Consider the following 15,096-nt stretch of genomic DNA (forward strand, 5'->3'; position numbering starts at 1 on the left):
CTACTCGTCGCCCGCTTCGTCCGTGGCACCACCGGACTCGTCGGATCCGGCCCCGTCGCCGTCGACGACCATCTCGCGATAGATTCGACCGAACGCCTGCCGGCGGAGTGTGCCGACGGCGGCCTCCCGTTCCTGGTGAAACGTGGCGGCGACGACCGTCTCGGCGGCCGGCGCGGCGTGCCAGACGACGCTGTCGACGTTCTCGCTACCGACCTCGCGGACTTCGTAGTCGTCGTTCTCGGCGACCCAGTCGTCGAATGTCTCGCGCGAGCCGACGCGGACCTCCAGCATGGAGGCGAACAGTGCGTCGCGGGCGGTCTCGACGACATCGCTCGTCACGCGGTCGCGGTACTCCTCGGCGTCCATCTCCATGGCTTTCGCGGTCTCCTTGACGACGACCTGCGCCGTCGACCCGAGCGCTTCGTAGCGCTCGCGGGCCGCGGCGGCGGTCGCCGGCGCGATCGTCCCCTCGGTGTCCATACGACACGGTTCGGCCGCCGTGCCTTAGGAATTCCCGGTTTCGTCGCCGTCGGCCCCGGTCTCGGTCGCGTCTTCGGCGTCTCCGTCGTCGGTGCCACCGTCGCCGCCGGCGTTCTCCCGACGCCTGCGCGTCAGCTCCTTCGCCTCGGCGAGCACGTCGTCGGTCTCGCCCTCGAAGTCGTCGAGGTCGGCGACGCCGCCCGGCGCCGCGCTCTCGACGGCGTCGGGGGTACCGGAGGCTCGACCGCCGCCGTATTGGTGGCCGTGGCCGTCGCCGTGCTGGTGGCCGCTCCCGTGGTCGTGCTGGTGACCGCCACCGTGGTCGTGGCCGCCGGTCGTGTCCTCGAAGACCTGCGGGAACTCCGCCTCCTCGGCGTGGTCGACGACGTGTTCGGCGAGTTCCGGCGGGTCCATCGCCGCCCAGCCGTCGATGCGGTCGTCGAGCCACGCCTCGTGGTCGCCCCCGCGGAGCATGGCCGTGAACGCGAGGTGGTTGGCGAGGTGCTCGGCGTCGGTCTGAGGGTCGCCGCAGACGGGACACGCGTAGCCCATACCCGACCCGACGACCGCGAGGCGCATATGCCTTTCAGGACCGGGCGCGCGTCGGGGGAGCCGACACACGTAAGGACCGGACGCTCGTCCTGTCGGGTGATGTGGCCCTGGGGACACCTGGCGATGGCGTACCTCGTCTACAGCTGTTACTCGCGACTCCGGCGGGGTCACCGCCCGACCGCCGCGACCGCGCTGGTCGTCGTCTTCGCCTCGCAGTTCCCCGACCTGGTCGACAAGCCGCTCGCGTGGACGCTGTCGGTCCTGCCCTCCGGGCGGTCGCTCGCCCACTCGCTGCTCGTGTTGGTGCCGCTGGTCGCGCTGTTGTACTCGGTCGCCCGGGTCCGCGAGGAGGGCGAGGCGCGACCGGCGGGAGCGCCTCGGAACAGCGAGCGGGGAGGAGGACGACCCGCGAGCGAGGGCGAGGAGCCGCTGGCGGTCGCGTTCGGGATCGGCGCGCTCGTCCACACGTTCGGCGACGCGTTCTACTCGCTGGTCGCACTGGAGCTCCGCGAGGCCGGGTTCGTGCTGTGGCCCGCGGTGCCGCCGCTGGAGTACGAGGTCGAGCAGAGCTTCGCCGCGCACTTCGCGCTGGTCGAGGCCTCGCCGGAGCTGTACTTCGAGTTCCTGCTCGTCGCCGTCGCCGCCGTCGTCTGGCGCGCCGACGGCTATCCCGGTCTCGCGACCGTCCTCGCGCTGCCCGCCCGTGCCTGGCGCGGTGTCACCGGCGCCGAGTGAGTCAGCCGATCGCCAGCCTGGTGGTGCTACGTATTGCCAAAAGACGATAGCGGAGGCCTGTGAAGATCGCTCCCATGAGCGAGACGACTCCCGACGGCTGGAACCTCCGGCGATTCAACGCGGTGATGGGCGTCCTGCACTTCGTCCAGGGCGCGTTGATGCTCTACTTGAGCTCTTCGCGGGAGTGGACGATCACCGCGACGTATCTCGCGTTCGATACCGACAGCCAGCGACTCGCACCCGTCATGGAGTCGATCGGGACGATCGAGTTGGCCTATCTGGCGGTCGCGTTCCTGTTCATCTCGGCGATCGCTCACGCACTGATCGCGACGGTTCTCTACGACCGCTACGTCGCCTATCTCGGACGAGGGATGAACCCCTACCGGTGGTACGAGTACGCGATCAGCGCGTCGGTGATGATCGTCCTGATCGCCATGCTCGCGGGCGTCTGGGACCTGGGAACGCTGATCGCGCTGTTCGGACTCGTCGCAGTGATGAATCTCTGCGGACTGGTGATGGAGCGCCACAACCGTCTGACCGAGGAGACCGACTGGAGCTCGTTCGTCGTCGGTTCGATCGCCGGCGTCGTCCCCTGGATCGTCATCGCCGTCTCGATCGTCGGCACGTTCGACAGTGGCGGGAGCCCACCGGACTTCGTGGTCGTCATCTACGTCTCGCTGTTCGTCCTGTTCAACCTCTTCGCGATCAACATGCTGTTGCAGTACCGCGGGATCTGGAAGTGGCGGGACTACCTGTACGGTGAGCGGGCGTACGTCGTGTTGAGCCTCGTGGCGAAGTCGCTACTGGCCTGGCAAGTCTACTTCGGCGCGCTGAACTCTCCGGTGTAGCGGCCTCGCTTCTGGGAGACCGAGACGGGCGCCGAGGACACTCGCGAGGGGTCCGTCGCGGCGGTCCGAGAGACGGTCGCGGCGGTCGGCGAGTAGCCTCGGGTGTCGGTGTGGCGCGCGCCGACCCTGGTTCAGTTCCGCCGCGCGTGCCGAACGTTGATACCGGCGGAGGCGATATCACCCAGTGATGTACGCCGTCGTGGGCTGTAGCGACTGTTCGATGCTCTGGGTCGTCGAGGGGCGGCCGGAGACCAGCCAGTGTCCCCGTTGCGGGACGACCCGCCAGTACGCCAAGCGCAAGAAGTTCGTCTCCACCGAGCAGGAGGACCACGCCCGCGAGGTGCGCGCGTCGATGCTCGCCAACCGGCAGGGCCACGGCGAGGCCTTCGCCGAACTCGATTCGTTCACCGAGATGGAACGGCAGATCGACGACGTGGGGCCCTCCGACGAGGAGTATCTGGAGGGGTCGGGGCTGGACGCCGACGCGGTCGCCGAGGCGGGCGAACGGGCGATGGAGGCGAGCGGGTCCACGAGTCGCAAAGAGCGCGTCCGGCGAGCGGTCCGCGAGTGCGACGAGGCGACCGCGGACGCGGTCGTCAGCCACGCGGCCGAGCGGGGCGTCGACCCCGAGTACACCCGCAAGACGCTCCAAAAGCTCGTTCGAGCGGGCGAGGCGACCGAGAACCGCGGCGTCTATCGGCTGCTGTAGGCCGGTCGCGGACCTGTCGGCCAGACAGAAGACACTTGCGGCGACCGCTCGAACCGTCGCTCGATGGATCCCGAATCGTTGCGGGCACTCGGCGGACGGTTCTGGTACGCGTGGGCGGCGGCGATGGTCGCGAGCGCCGCGACGGTCGTCGCGGGGACGGCGGTCGTCGCACCCCCCGACGCGTGGCTGGTCGCGACGTCCGAACTGCTGGCGCTGGTCTTCGTCGGGTTCGGCGTCGTCTCGGCGCCACAGGGCGAGCGCCTCGACGCGGCTGGGATGGCGGTGGCGGGCGTCGGGACGGCCCTCGTGGCGGTCAGCGCGGCGACGGGGTACCCCGGCGGGGTCGTGTGGACCGGGTTCGGGCTGGGCGCGCTCGGGAGCGCCATCGGGATACGGGCCGACCACGGCGACCGCGTCCGGGCGGCGGTCGGCGGTTGACTCCCGGAGCGACCGGCGGACTCAGAGGATGAACACGACCGTGAATATCGGAACGCCGACGAGGTAGACGAGGCCGTAGACGAACAGGTTCGTGGGTATCTTCCCCTCTTCTTTCACCTCGTCCAGCGTCTCGTTGTTCATGGCGTCGTGGAACTGCGCGGGGATGTCCTCGCGGACGGTGGCCCGCGAGCGGAATCGGTCGAGCGGGTCCCAGTCGGTCAGCCCGAGCTTCCAGGCCGCCGAGACGATCCAGACGCCCCCGAGGACGGGACCGAGAAAGAGGACGACGAGGCCGACGATCGGGTCGAGGACGCCGGCGTCGACCGCGCCGCCGACGAGGCGGACGGTTGTCACCGGCGCGATGACTCCCGCGGCAGCCGCGTAGATCGGGGCCTTCTCGTCCATGTTCGGGACCGAAGGAGGCGACCGTCAAAGGCGTTTCTCCGGCGTTCGCTCAGACCAGGCCGAGCGCCTTCGCGGCGCCAGTGAGGGCGGCCAGCGTCGTCGCCACGAGCTTCAGGAGCCGCATGATCTGGGTCGCGCGGCGCACCGATAGGTCGTCGTCGCCGCGCTCGTCGCGGTCACCGTCGCTCGCGGGGCAGCTGCTGTCGGTCGTGCGGACGCTGCGGTCCGCGGTGCTGTTCGAAGGCATGGGTGTGGGCGCGTCCGCCGGGGCTCCCGGGCGGACGCACTCGAACTACCGGGGGGCGATACGTAAACGCCAGCCGTCACCGGAGCGGAAGTGAAACTCGGACTGAAAAGATCTTCGTCAGTCAGGGACCGACTCGCGGCCGAGACCGTCGCGGGTCGGTCACCGGCCCAGTTCCTCGTGGGCGCTGGAGAGGTGCCGGGAGGCCAGCGCCGAGACCAGCGAGAGTTCGCCCGCGAGCGCGCCGGCGGCGATGACTTCCGCGAGCCCGTCGCTGTTCGAGCCGACCGGGTCGCCGCCGCCGGCGAAGCCGATCACGTCGAGCATCTCCGACTGGGTCGCGAGATCCGTGCCGCCGCCGACGGTCCCGACCTGCAGGCTGGCGAGGTTGACGCTGGCGTACAGCTCGTCGTCGCGGGCCTCGACGGTCGTAATACAGTTGCTCCCTTCGACGACGTGGGCCTCGTCCTGGCCGGTGGCGAGGAAGACGCCGGCGACGACGTTGGCCGCCTGGGCGTTGAACCCCAGGCTCCCGGCCTTGGCGCTGCCGATCAGGTTCTTGCGGGTGTTGGCTTCCTCGATGGCCTCCGGCGTCGTACCGAACCGCTCCTCGACGACCTCGCGCGGGATGGTCACGTCGGCCGTCACGGTGTGACCCCGTCCTTCGACGGAATTGATCGCGGCGGGCTTCTTGTCCGTGCAGAGGTTGCCCGACAGCGCGACGAGCGAGGCGGGCGTCTCCGCTTCGACCAGTTCCGCGGCGGCGCGGGTCGCGATGGTCGCCATGTTCATCCCGTTGGCGTCGCCCGTGTCGTAGGAGAAGCGCAGGAAGACGGAGTCGCCGACGACGTAGGGCGTTACCGACTGGAGCCGCCCGTGGCTCGTCGTCTCCTCGGCGGCGTCGGCGAGTCGCTCCTCGTTGTCCGCGACCCACTGGGCGACCTCGGCGCCCTCGGCCACCCCGTCGACGCGGAAGACGGGCGCGCGGGTCATCCCGCGTTTGGTGACTCGAACGGTCGCGCCCCCGGCGGCAGAGATGGCAGAACAGCCGCGATTCACGCTCGCGACGAGCGCGCCTTCGGTGGTGGCGATCGGGAGGTAGAAGTCGCCGTCGGCGGCGTCGCCGTGGACCGCTACCGGCCCCGCGACGCCCACTGGCAGTTGGGTCCCGCCGACGAGGTTCTCGACGTTCGAGTCGGCCGATTCGGCGGCGAAGGTGTAGTCGCCGGTCGACGTGAGGTCGACGCCGGTGTCGCGTTCGACGACCAGCCGCCGGGCGGTCGCCGCGGTTTCGGCGTCGGCGTGCTCGTCGAGTTCGTAGAGCCGTAGGTCGCCGTCGACGACGCGGTCGGCCAGCGTTTCGGGGTCGGCGCCGTCCCCGTCGGTGACCGTCTCGCCAGCGTCGGCGTCGGTGTCGTCGGTCATGCCCGGAGCCTCGCGGTCGACGTTCCTAAGGGTTGCTGTCCGGTTCCCGCCCGAACGCTTAGGGGCGCGCCGGTCGCCAGTTCTCACCATGACAGCGGCCGCCGATCTCGTCCTCACGAACGCGGAGGTACACACGCTCACCGAACCGGACGAGACCGCCGAGGCCCTCGCCGTCCGCGACGGTCGGATCGTCGCGGTCGGGTCGGCCTTCGACGTGGACCACCTCGCAGGCGTCGAGACGCGGGTCCGCGACTGCGAGGGCCGGGTCGTCCTCCCCGGCTTCGTCGACGCCCACACGCACCTGCCGATGGTCGGGCGCCGGCTCGTCGACGCCGACCTCTCGACGGCCGATTCGCCCGCCGAGGCGGTCGAGTTGCTCGCGGCCCGCGCGGCCGAACTCGAAGCCGACGAGGGACCGGACCGGGAGTGGGTGCTGGGCTTCGGGTACGACGAGAGCGCGTGGGACGACGACCGCTACCTGACCGCGACGGACCTCGACGAGGTGAGCGCGGACCGTCCCGTCGCCGCCATCCGGGAGGACATGCACCTCGCGTCGCTCGATTCGGTCGGCCTCGACCGCCTGCGCGGCGAGATGCCCGACGCCGACGTACGCACCCGGGCGGGCGAACCGACCGGCGTGGTCGTCGAGGACGCCCTCGACGCGCTGTGGGACGCCGTCGAACCCGACCGGCCGGCGATGCGGCAGGCGATTCACGCCGCCACCGAACGGGCGACCGAACTCGGCGTCGTCGGCGTCCACGACATGGTCCGTCGCTCGGAGGCGCCCGCCGTCTATCGCGAACTCGACCGGGTGGGCGAGCTTCCGATCCGCGTTCGACTGAACTACTGGAGCGACCACCTCGACGCGGTCGAAGAGCTGGGCCTCCGGACCAACCACGGGAGCGACCGCGTCCGGACGGGCGCGATCAAGACCTACACCGACGGCTCCATCGGCGGCCACACCGCCAAGCTCTCCGAACCGTACGCCGACGCCGACTCGAACGGCGGAAACGACGGGGACGGCGCCGACAGCGGAGGCGGTGACCGCGGCCAGTGGGTCGTCGACCCCGAGGAACTCCGGGCTCTGGTCACCCGTGCCGACGCGGCGGATCTGCAGGTCGCCGTCCACGCCATCGGCGACGAGGCGGTCCGGGAGACGCTGGACGCCCTGGAAACCGCCGACGGCGCCCGCCACCGGATCGAACACGCCGAGGTGCTGACCGACGACCTGGTCGAGCGCATCGCCGAGAGCGAGGTCGTCGCGTCGATGCAGCCGAACTTTCTGAAGTGGGCGCGGGCGGACGGCCTCTACGCGACCCGACTCGGCGAGCAGCGTCGACTGGCCTCGAACCGCTTTTCGGACCTGCTCGACGCGGGCGCGGACCTGGCGTTCGGGAGCGACTGCATGCCGCTGGACCCGCTGTTCGGCATCCAGCAGGCGGCGACCGCCCCCGACGAGCGCCAGCGCCTCTCGGTGACCGAAGCGCTGCGGGCGTACACCGGTGGCGCCGCGTACGCGGGCTTCGACGAGGACCGCCTCGGTACCGTCGAGACGGGCAAACTCGCCGACCTAGTCGTCCTCGACCGGTCGCCGTGGGCCGTCGACCCCACCGCGATCGCCGATATCGACGTGCGAACGACGCTCGTCGGCGGCGAAGTCGTCTTCGACCGTGACGGCGTGCGGTGAGTGCTGGAGGGGCCGACGTTGCCCCGCCGTTCCGGTACCCGAAGGTAGAGGGGTGGCCAGCCCCTCCGAACTGACAGATGGCCGTCCGACGACGGATCCGGAACGCCCTCTTCGCCTTTCCCGCGCTACTGGACAGGCTCGGGATCGCCGACCGCGAGAAAGCGGGCGAGGCGTTCGACCTGGCGCTGCCGGTGATGGTCACGGGGGCGCTGCGCGTGCTCTTGCGCGTCGCCGACTTCCTGATGGTCGGGATCGCGCTGGGCGACGCCGCCATCGCCGGCCTCGAACTCGGCTTCCAGTACTACTTCGTCGGGTTCGGCCTCTCGCTGGCGGTCTCCTCGGGGACCATCAGTGTCGTCTCGCGCTTGCAGGGCGCCGACCGGCCCGACCGGGCGAACCTGGCGGTCAAGCAGTCGCTGTGGCTGGCGCTCGCGATATCGCTGCCGCTGACGGCGGTCGCGTGGGTGTACGCCGAACCGCTGGTCGGGCTGTTGACGAGCGACGCCGCCGCCGTCGACTACGGGGCGACCTACCTGTCGATCGTCATGCTGTCGATGGCGCCGCGGTTCTGGTCGATGGTCGCCTCGCGGGCGCTCGCGGGCAGCGCCGACACCCGGACGCCGATGTACGTCCGGCTGACGACGCTGCCGACGAACGTCGCCCTCAACGCCGCGCTCATCTTCGGCCTCGGCCCCGCGCCGGCACTGGGCATCGCCGGCGCGGCCATCGGCACCGCCGCCGCCAACACGCTCGCCGCCGCGGTCTTCCTCGCGCTGTTGGTCTCGGGCCGCTACGCCGTGACGCTCGATCTCGCCGGGCGACAGCTCGACCTCGGGCTCGTACGAGAGATCCTCCGCGTCGGCGTCCCGCTGTCGGGGATGCGACTGCTGCAGACGTTCGGCCGGTTCCCGTTCCTGTTCGTCCTCGGCCAGCTCGGCGTCGGCGCGGTCGCCGCATACGCCATCGGGCGCCGGGTCATCCTCCTGGCGCTGATGCCCGCGTGGGGCTACTCGACGGCGGCGTCGACGCTCGTCGGCCAGTATCTCGGGTCGGGTGACGAGCGAGACGCCGCCGACTACGGCTGGCAGACACTGCGGATCGCCCTCGCCACACAGCTGATCGTCGCCGTCGCGCTCGTCGTCGCGGCCCGGCCGGTCGCCGCCGCCTTCGGTACCGACGAGATCGACCTGACGGTGCGGTTCATCCGGGTGTTCGGGCTCTCGGTCGCCGGCTTCTCGATATCGCGGACGATGCGGGGCAGCCTCCGGGGCGCCGGCGACACCCGCTGGCCGCTGTACGGGACGATACTGGGAACGTACGTCGTTCGGCTCCCCGTGGCGTCGCTGGCGCTCCCCGCGGGGTTCGCCGTCACCGTCCTCGGTGTGTCGGTCCCGCTCGGAGCGGATCTGGGCTACACGGCCGTGTTCGTCGCTATCGTCGCCGACTTCTACGTGAAGGCGGCGGTCAACACCGGCCGATTCTGGTCCGGCAAGTGGCGCGACGTGGCCCGCGCGTCCGGTGTCGGCGCCAGTGCCGACGACTGATCACGCGCCAGGGCCTCTGCTCGCCGCGATCAGTCCTCGTCGCGAACCCGCTCGTACAGCGCCGTCCCGCCGAGCGCGGCCAGCGCCGCGCCGACGCCGAAGCCCGGACCGTCGCCGGCGGTCGTCTCGGTCGGGTCGGGGCCCGCGGTCTCGGGGACGGTGGCCGTCGGCGTCGCGGTCGCCGTCGCGTCGTCGGTCGGTTCGGGCGTCGGCGAGGGCGTCGCCGTCGGCGTCGGTGAGGGTGTCGCCGTCGCTGTCGGGGAGGGCGTCGCGGTCGACGACGTGTCGGTTCCGGGCGCCGTCGCCGTGACCTGTGGCGCGTCGTCGCCGCCGAGTTTGACCAGCCACGCCTCGCTCCGCGGGTCCGCGCTCTGGGATTGGTACTGCGTGATGCCCGCGAGGGCGACCCCGCCGTCGGCGGTCCCGATCACGTCGCGGACGTTGTTCGTCGCGCCGACCGAGACCGTCCTGCTCCAGTTCGCTTCGAGCCCGTCGCCGAGTTCGCCGACCACGCCGACCCCCGTCTGCGCGGTCGCCGACTCGCCGCCCTGGCCCGCGACGACGGTCCCGTCCGCGGTGTCCGCGACGGCCGAAAAGCGCGTCGCGGGCTGGGGGGACAGCCGCCGGGTCGCCCGCTGGCTCCCCGAGGCGTCGACCGAGAGCACCCACCCGTCGAACGTGTCCAGCGAGCGGCTGGCCGCGAATCCTGCCGCGACGTAGCCCTCGCCGGCGGGAGCGATATCGACCAGCTGGTTCTGCGCGAGCGCGTTCCCGTCGTTCGGTGCTGTGAACGTCTCCTGCCACTGTATCTCGTCGTTCGCGTCGGCTCGAAAGACGACCGACCGGACGCTGGTCTGCCCGCCCGAGGACACCTGCACGGCTGCGGTACCGACGTAGCCGTCACCGTCGGAGACGACGCTCAGCAGCTCCGACTGCTGGTCGGCGAACAGCCGCGTCCGCGACCGCTCGTCACCCTCGGGTCCGACTCTGACGACGAGCCCGCTCGCGGATCCGCTCCGTACCTCGGCCCCGGCGATCACGTAGCCGTCGCCCGACGCGATCACGTCGCGAGCGAGCAGCGCCCCGGACCCGTCCTGGGCGTCCGACTCGTAGGTCTGCCACCACTGGATAGCCCCGTCGGCGTCCGTGCGGACGAACGCCACCGTCCCCGACTGCGCAGCCATCCCGAGCAGTGCGTACCCGTCGCCGTCGACGGCGGGGACGTGGTCCTGAAAGGTGGGTCGACGCTGGCTCTCCTCGTTCGCGATCGTCTCCATCCACTCCCCGTCCCCGCTCGTCGCGTCGGCCCCGAACAACCAGCCGGGGATCCCCGTCGGCTGGCCGCCCGACTGGCCCAGCACGACGAGCCCGTCGTCGCCCTCGACGACCGACGTCGCGCCGTTGTACGTGGCGTCCGAGTACGTCCGGTTCCAGCGGAGCGGCAACTCGTCGACTGCGTCGGCGTCGTTCGCATCCGCTCCTCGGGACGCCCCCGCGACCCCACCGAGGGCCACGCCGGACGCGAGGACTCCGGCACCGGCCAGCAACCGCCGTCTCGAGAGATCGTCTATCATACGACCGTCAGTAACCGTGTCGTCCTGATAAATCGCACACATTCGGACGCGAAAGCCGTGCGATCGCGGTGGTCCGAAGCGGACTCCAGCGGCCGATTCGCTCGCGCGGGAACGGGGGCTTTAGGTCGCTGGCCCCGGAACCGCCGAGTATGAGCTACGCGACGAAGTTCACGCTCGGAACGATCGGCATCGCTGCACTGCTGGCGCTCGCGCTCGTCGTCGTCTTCCTGTCGTAGGCGCCCCCCGGTGGAACCCGGACCGCGACGTGGTCACCCCTCGTCCCTCGACCCGCCTCGCAACCGGGCCAGCAGCGTGCTCCCGCCCAGCGCCGCCAACGTCCCGGCGAGGCCGAATCCGGGGCCGTCGGCGGAGGTAGTGGTCGATCGCTTCTCCGACGCCGACTCGGCCGTCGCGGTCGATACCGACGTCGCGGTCGACTCGGGTGTCGGTGTCCCGGTGGGCTCGGCGGTCGGGGTCGGGGTCAGGGTCGGCCAGGGGGTCGACGTCGGCGTCGGGACCTCGGCGGCGTCCCCGCCGAGTTTGGCGACGAGCGGCGTCGACCACCCGTCCCCGGTGTCGTGGTTCCCGACGATCGCGAACCCGCCGTCGGTCGTCGCCGCCGCGTCCGTGAGCGTCGACGGCTGGTCGAGCGGGTCTAACAGCTCCCACTCCGTGGAGAGCGACGCGTCGACGCCGCGGAGCCAGGCGAACTCGACTTCGGCGTCGGCCGTCGGGAGGACGTTCCCGACCAACACGTAGTGGTCGTCGTACGGGACGACCGCGCGGAACTCGCCGGCGCCGTCGCCACCCGGCCGTCGGAGCGCGCTGTACAACCGGTCGCCGTTCGCGTCGGTCGAGAACGCCCACGCGCGTCCCGCCGCCTCCTCGGTCGCGGGTGAGACGAACCCTCCGAACAGGTATCCGTCCCCCGTCTCGACCGCGTCCTCGACGTAGTGGTACTCGCTCGCTTCGCCCGCCGAGCGCTGCCGGTAGAGTCTGGACCACTGGGTGTCACCCCCAGCGCCGACCTTCGCGACCCAGCCGTCCTGCCGGCTGGCGTCGCGAGCCGACCCCCGGCGAGCGCCGCCGTACACGAGATATCCCTCATCGCCGACTCGCAGGACGCCGTACGCGTAGGTGGCGAAGTACTCGTCGAGGCGCCGTTCCCAGCGGAGCGACCCGTCCGCGTCGACGGCCACCAACCACGTGTTCGGGTTGTCGCTGTCGACCGAGAACCCGACGAAGACCGCGCCGCCTCCGGCACTCGAGGCGAGGTCTCGCACTTCGAACATCTCGAACGGCGGCTCGTAGGTCCGGCGCCACTCGACCTCGCCGTCGTCGGTCGTCCTGACGACCGTCGGGCTCGCTGCCGCGTCGTCGGCGTCCGGGTCCGCCGTGTGCCGTCCGAGGAACAGGCGACCGCCGTCGACCGCCGGGACCGACGTCTGTGTCAGGAACCGGCCCTCGACGGACGCGGTCGTTCCGTCGTGGTCCGTCCCCCGAACCGCGTCGATCCCGAACTGCCAGGGGGCCGCGTCGTCGTATTCGTCCCCGGAGAATCCCCCGACGAGAACGCGGTCGTCGCGGGCCCACACCGACGTCGGCCGGGTCATCGCATCGTCGTTGTCTACGAACCGCTGCCACCGGACCGCCGGTCCCTCCTCGTGCCCGGACCGAGCAGTGACCGAACGGGTTCCCAACTTCGCCGCGATACCCCCCGACAGCGCGGCGCCCCCTGCCAGCAGGACGCCTCGCCGCGAAACGTCGTCGACCATACGGTCTCGCTTGCCCCCGTCATCTGATTTAAACGTTCGCGTCGGTGGCCAGTCTCGACGGTCGAACACTCGGGGTGGAACCGATGGGGTTTACTCCGGATGGACCCTGTCGACGGACATGACCACGCCGTCGAGCGCCCGCTCGGTACGTGATCGATCCCGCGATCTATGGGACCGATTCGAGGGAGGTGACGGCTGATGTTCACCGACCGCGACCTCTCGGCGGACATCGCCGCCGTCCGTGACGAGCACGCGCCCGACGCGCTCGTGCTCGATTGCGCGCGCGACTTCGAGACGCTGCCGGCCGCCCAGGCGGAGGACCTCGCGCTGGTCACCGACGCGCTCGACCCGCGCTCGTACCCCGACGAGTGGGTGCCGGTCGACGCCCCCGAACTGCTCCGGCGGTACGCGAGCGACGAGCTGACCGTCGGCGCACCCGGCGACGGCGGCGTCGCCTGGACGCACCAGACCCGGCCGCCGACCGTTCTCGTCAAGCCCCGCCTGGCGGGGTCACCCGACGCCTTCGTGGAGTTCCTGGTCGCCGAGGCGCTCGTCCAGGTCGGTCTCGACCGACCGGAGCACTTCCTCGGCTGCTTCGGCGAGCGCTACCGCGACCTCGCCGAAGCAGCCGAGGGGCGGCTGGACCCGTCGGGTACCTATCAGCTCGCCGCAGCGCTGTACGACGCCTATCTGGGCCTCCACACCCGTGAGGTGTTCGCCGACTGGACCGACGACCACCCCGACCTCTCCGACGCGTGGGTCGACGCCGGCGAGCGACTCGAACCCCGACTCGCCGACCTCTCGACGGAACTCGCACGCGGCGAGACGGGCTTCGGCGACGCCGCCGAGCTGGCTTGCGCCGCGGTCAAACACGGGCGGGAACCCCCCACGCCGTTCGGCGCGCTCGAGACCGAGGCGTACCGCGAGTACGGCGCCGACTACGCCGTTCGGTGGGCCGAGAAAACTTTCGAACGACTGGACTGACCGCCCCGCCATCTCGCCGTCCCCGAACACCCGTCGTTTCGTGTGGAACTACCACACGAGGACCGACGAACCGAAACCGCACGACTGCGACCGTGTGACGTGCGTCTGACGGGGCGGAGTGAAAGTGAAATTCGTGCCAGCGAATCGCAAGACGTGAGTGGGGTTCGACTCGAAACGAAGGGGTTCGCGAAAAATCGCGGGATAGCGCCGGTTTGAGGTGAAACGAGGGGGTCGGCGATCTGGTGTCGAAAGCGTGGTTCGTCGGGGTCGGTGGTGTGGCGGTCCCGTCGGCGGTCAGTCCCCGGCAGCCTGCTTGTCGAGACCCTCGAGGTCGGTGCCGCCGACCGACGAGCGCAGCGCGTCCATGCCGTCGTCGCGGTCGACGCCGAAGTTCGACTGGTACAGCTCCTCGACGCGGTCCATCTCCTCGTCGGAGAGCGGCGGTACGTCGGCGGCACCGGCCCACTCGTCGATGTCGTCGGTCGTGCGGAAGGTTGGGGTGACCGTCGCAACCTCGTCGTGACCGAGGAGCCAGCGGATCGACGCCTGGGCCATCGTCCGCACCCCTTCGACGCCCTCCGGGTCTTCGAGGAAGCGCAGCGCTTCGACCTTCTCCCAGCCCGTCTCGTACCACTCGTCGGGTCGGTGGGCGCGGTGGTCGCCTTTGCCGAGTTCCGTCTCGGGCGTGACCTGCTCGTTCAACAGCCCCGACGAGTGGGGCACCCGCGGGATGACGCTCGTCTCGGCGTCCAGCTCGCGGATGGTTTCGAGCGTGTGGCGGCCGGGCGTCTGCTCGAAGACGTTGAACACCAGTTGTACCGCGTCGAAGCCCTCCTCGACCGCGTTCTCCGCTTCGGCGAGCCAGCCGATCGAGGGACCGAGCGCCCAGCCGACGGAGTCGACGCGACCGGACTCCTCGAGCGCGTCGAGGGTCTCCAGCACCTCGGCGTCGACCTCGTCGACGTCGGCGTTGTGCAGCATCAGGTGGTCGACGTACTCCATGTCGAGCCGGTCGAGCGAGCGGTCCAGAGCCGTCTCGACCCACTCGGGGTCGACGCGCTTGGGAAGTTCCCCGTGGCCGGCCTGGGGGTTGTTGTAGAAGTCGTAGCCGACTTTCGTCGAAATCGTGACCTCCTCGCGGTACTCGCCGAGTGCCTCGCCGACGAGTTCCTCGCTGTCGCCGTGACCGTACACGTCGCCGGTGTCGAAGTACGTGATCCCGCGGTCGACGGCGTGGTGGAGCATGTCGACGGCTTGCTCGCGCGTGCGGTCGCCCCACCAGTCGGTGCCGACGACCCACGCCCCGAAGCCGACCTCGCTGACTTCGACGCCCGAATCGCCGAGTTCGCGCTGGTTCATGCGCGGCAGTTGGGCGTCGTCGCACTTAGCCGCCGCGGTTGCGCGCTGGTCGGTCGGCGACGCGCTCAGTCGCTCGCGGTCTGGGGCTGGACCGCCGCCGCCTCGGCCTGCCGGTAGTAGGTCGAGCCGGGCTCGTCCGCCCCGACCGACTGGATGTAGCCGTCGTCTTCGAGCTGGTCGAGGTGGGGCACCAGCGCGTCGTAGGTCACGCTCACGTCTGCGGTGTACGCGAGCTGTCGGCGGATCGCGGTCGTGTCCGCGCTGGCTCGGTCGTCCAGGAACTCGAGGATGTCGCGCTGGATCGCGTACAGGTGCGTCATTACCAGTTAGATGGGGG

The 15,096-nt window shown here is 70.7% G+C and carries 17 protein-coding genes; 8 read left to right on the forward strand and 9 right to left on the reverse strand.

Going from position 1 to position 15,096, the window contains the following annotated elements:
* Together I7X12_RS11205 and I7X12_RS11210 are read right to left on the reverse strand one after the other, a co-directional pair.
* The gene (locus tag I7X12_RS11205; RefSeq protein WP_198060170.1) at positions 1–480 is read right to left on the reverse strand and encodes a DUF5809 family protein; all 480 of its coding nucleotides are present in this window, start codon (positions 478–480) and stop codon (positions 1–3) included.
* 24 nt (positions 481–504) lie between these two features.
* The gene (locus I7X12_RS11210) at positions 505–1,032 is read right to left on the reverse strand and encodes a DUF5810 domain-containing protein (protein ID WP_198060171.1); all 528 of its coding nucleotides are present in this window, start codon (positions 1,030–1,032) and stop codon (positions 505–507) included.
* 99 nt (positions 1,033–1,131) lie between these two features.
* Between I7X12_RS11210 and I7X12_RS11215 the strand changes: the two genes are divergently transcribed.
* From I7X12_RS11215 to I7X12_RS11230, 4 genes are all read left to right on the forward strand, one after another.
* Positions 1,132–1,767, forward strand: coding sequence for a metal-dependent hydrolase (locus tag I7X12_RS11215; RefSeq protein ID WP_198060172.1), 636 nt, complete (start codon positions 1,132–1,134; stop codon positions 1,765–1,767).
* Positions 1,768–1,841: 74 nt separating this feature from the next.
* Positions 1,842–2,615 (forward strand): heliorhodopsin HeR, encoded by a 774-nt coding sequence (heR, locus tag I7X12_RS11220; RefSeq protein ID WP_198060173.1) that lies wholly within the window; start codon positions 1,842–1,844, stop codon positions 2,613–2,615.
* 187 nt (positions 2,616–2,802) lie between these two features.
* Positions 2,803–3,324: a DUF5817 domain-containing protein gene (locus tag I7X12_RS11225; RefSeq protein ID WP_198060174.1), complete on the forward strand. Its 522-nt coding sequence runs from the start codon at positions 2,803–2,805 to the stop codon at positions 3,322–3,324.
* A gap of 63 nt (positions 3,325–3,387) precedes the next feature.
* On the forward strand, positions 3,388–3,762 hold the full coding sequence (locus I7X12_RS11230) for a hypothetical protein (RefSeq protein ID WP_198060175.1): 375 nt from the start codon (positions 3,388–3,390) through the stop codon (positions 3,760–3,762).
* 21 nt (positions 3,763–3,783) lie between these two features.
* Here I7X12_RS11230 and I7X12_RS11235 read toward each other — a convergent pair whose 3' ends face one another.
* The 3 genes from I7X12_RS11235 to hmgA form a co-directional block, all read right to left on the reverse strand.
* A complete protein-coding gene (locus I7X12_RS11235) occupies positions 3,784–4,167 on the reverse strand; it encodes a hypothetical protein (RefSeq protein WP_198060176.1) in 384 nt (127 codons plus the stop codon).
* Positions 4,168–4,216: 49 nt separating this feature from the next.
* On the reverse strand, positions 4,217–4,414 hold the full coding sequence (locus I7X12_RS11240; RefSeq protein ID WP_198060177.1) for a hypothetical protein: 198 nt from the start codon (positions 4,412–4,414) through the stop codon (positions 4,217–4,219).
* Positions 4,415–4,573: 159 nt separating this feature from the next.
* A complete protein-coding gene (hmgA, locus tag I7X12_RS11245) occupies positions 4,574–5,836 on the reverse strand; it encodes a hydroxymethylglutaryl-CoA reductase (NADPH) (RefSeq protein WP_232342804.1) in 1,263 nt (420 codons plus the stop codon).
* Positions 5,837–5,924: 88 nt separating this feature from the next.
* On the opposite strand from hmgA, the gene I7X12_RS11250 reads away from it, so the two are divergent.
* Together I7X12_RS11250 and I7X12_RS11255 are read left to right on the forward strand one after the other, a co-directional pair.
* Positions 5,925–7,523 carry an amidohydrolase gene (locus I7X12_RS11250; protein WP_198060178.1) on the forward strand — a complete coding sequence of 533 codons (1,599 nt, stop codon included), beginning with the start codon at positions 5,925–5,927 and terminating at the stop codon, positions 7,521–7,523.
* 77 nt (positions 7,524–7,600) lie between these two features.
* A complete protein-coding gene (locus I7X12_RS11255; RefSeq protein WP_198060179.1) occupies positions 7,601–9,067 on the forward strand; it encodes an MATE family efflux transporter in 1,467 nt (488 codons plus the stop codon).
* 29 nt (positions 9,068–9,096) lie between these two features.
* Here the strand turns inward: I7X12_RS11255 and I7X12_RS11260 are convergent, their stop codons facing one another.
* Complete coding sequence (locus I7X12_RS11260) at positions 9,097–10,641, reverse strand: hypothetical protein (RefSeq protein ID WP_198060180.1); 1,545 nt, start codon at positions 10,639–10,641, stop codon at positions 9,097–9,099.
* Between the two features lie 68 nt (positions 10,642–10,709).
* Between I7X12_RS11260 and I7X12_RS11265 the strand changes: the two genes are divergently transcribed.
* Positions 10,710–10,877 carry a hypothetical protein gene (locus I7X12_RS11265; protein ID WP_198060181.1) on the forward strand — a complete coding sequence of 56 codons (168 nt, stop codon included), beginning with the start codon at positions 10,710–10,712 and terminating at the stop codon, positions 10,875–10,877.
* A gap of 33 nt (positions 10,878–10,910) precedes the next feature.
* Here I7X12_RS11265 and I7X12_RS11270 read toward each other — a convergent pair whose 3' ends face one another.
* On the reverse strand, positions 10,911–12,416 hold the full coding sequence (locus tag I7X12_RS11270; RefSeq protein WP_198060182.1) for a hypothetical protein: 1,506 nt from the start codon (positions 12,414–12,416) through the stop codon (positions 10,911–10,913).
* Between the two features lie 198 nt (positions 12,417–12,614).
* Between I7X12_RS11270 and I7X12_RS11275 the strand changes: the two genes are divergently transcribed.
* Positions 12,615–13,400 carry a DUF7089 family protein gene (locus I7X12_RS11275; protein ID WP_198060183.1) on the forward strand — a complete coding sequence of 262 codons (786 nt, stop codon included), beginning with the start codon at positions 12,615–12,617 and terminating at the stop codon, positions 13,398–13,400.
* A gap of 294 nt (positions 13,401–13,694) precedes the next feature.
* On the opposite strand, the gene I7X12_RS11280 is transcribed toward I7X12_RS11275, so the two are convergent.
* Complete coding sequence (locus I7X12_RS11280) at positions 13,695–14,759, reverse strand: aldo/keto reductase (RefSeq protein ID WP_198060184.1); 1,065 nt, start codon at positions 14,757–14,759, stop codon at positions 13,695–13,697.
* Positions 14,760–14,824: 65 nt separating this feature from the next.
* On the reverse strand, positions 14,825–15,079 hold the full coding sequence (locus tag I7X12_RS11285) for a hypothetical protein (protein WP_198060185.1): 255 nt from the start codon (positions 15,077–15,079) through the stop codon (positions 14,825–14,827).
* Positions 15,080–15,096: the final 17 nt, after the last annotated feature.

Origin of the sequence: Halosimplex litoreum (genome assembly GCF_016065055.1) — an archaeon.
Taxonomy (GTDB): Archaea; Halobacteriota; Halobacteria; order Halobacteriales; family Haloarculaceae; genus Halosimplex; species Halosimplex litoreum.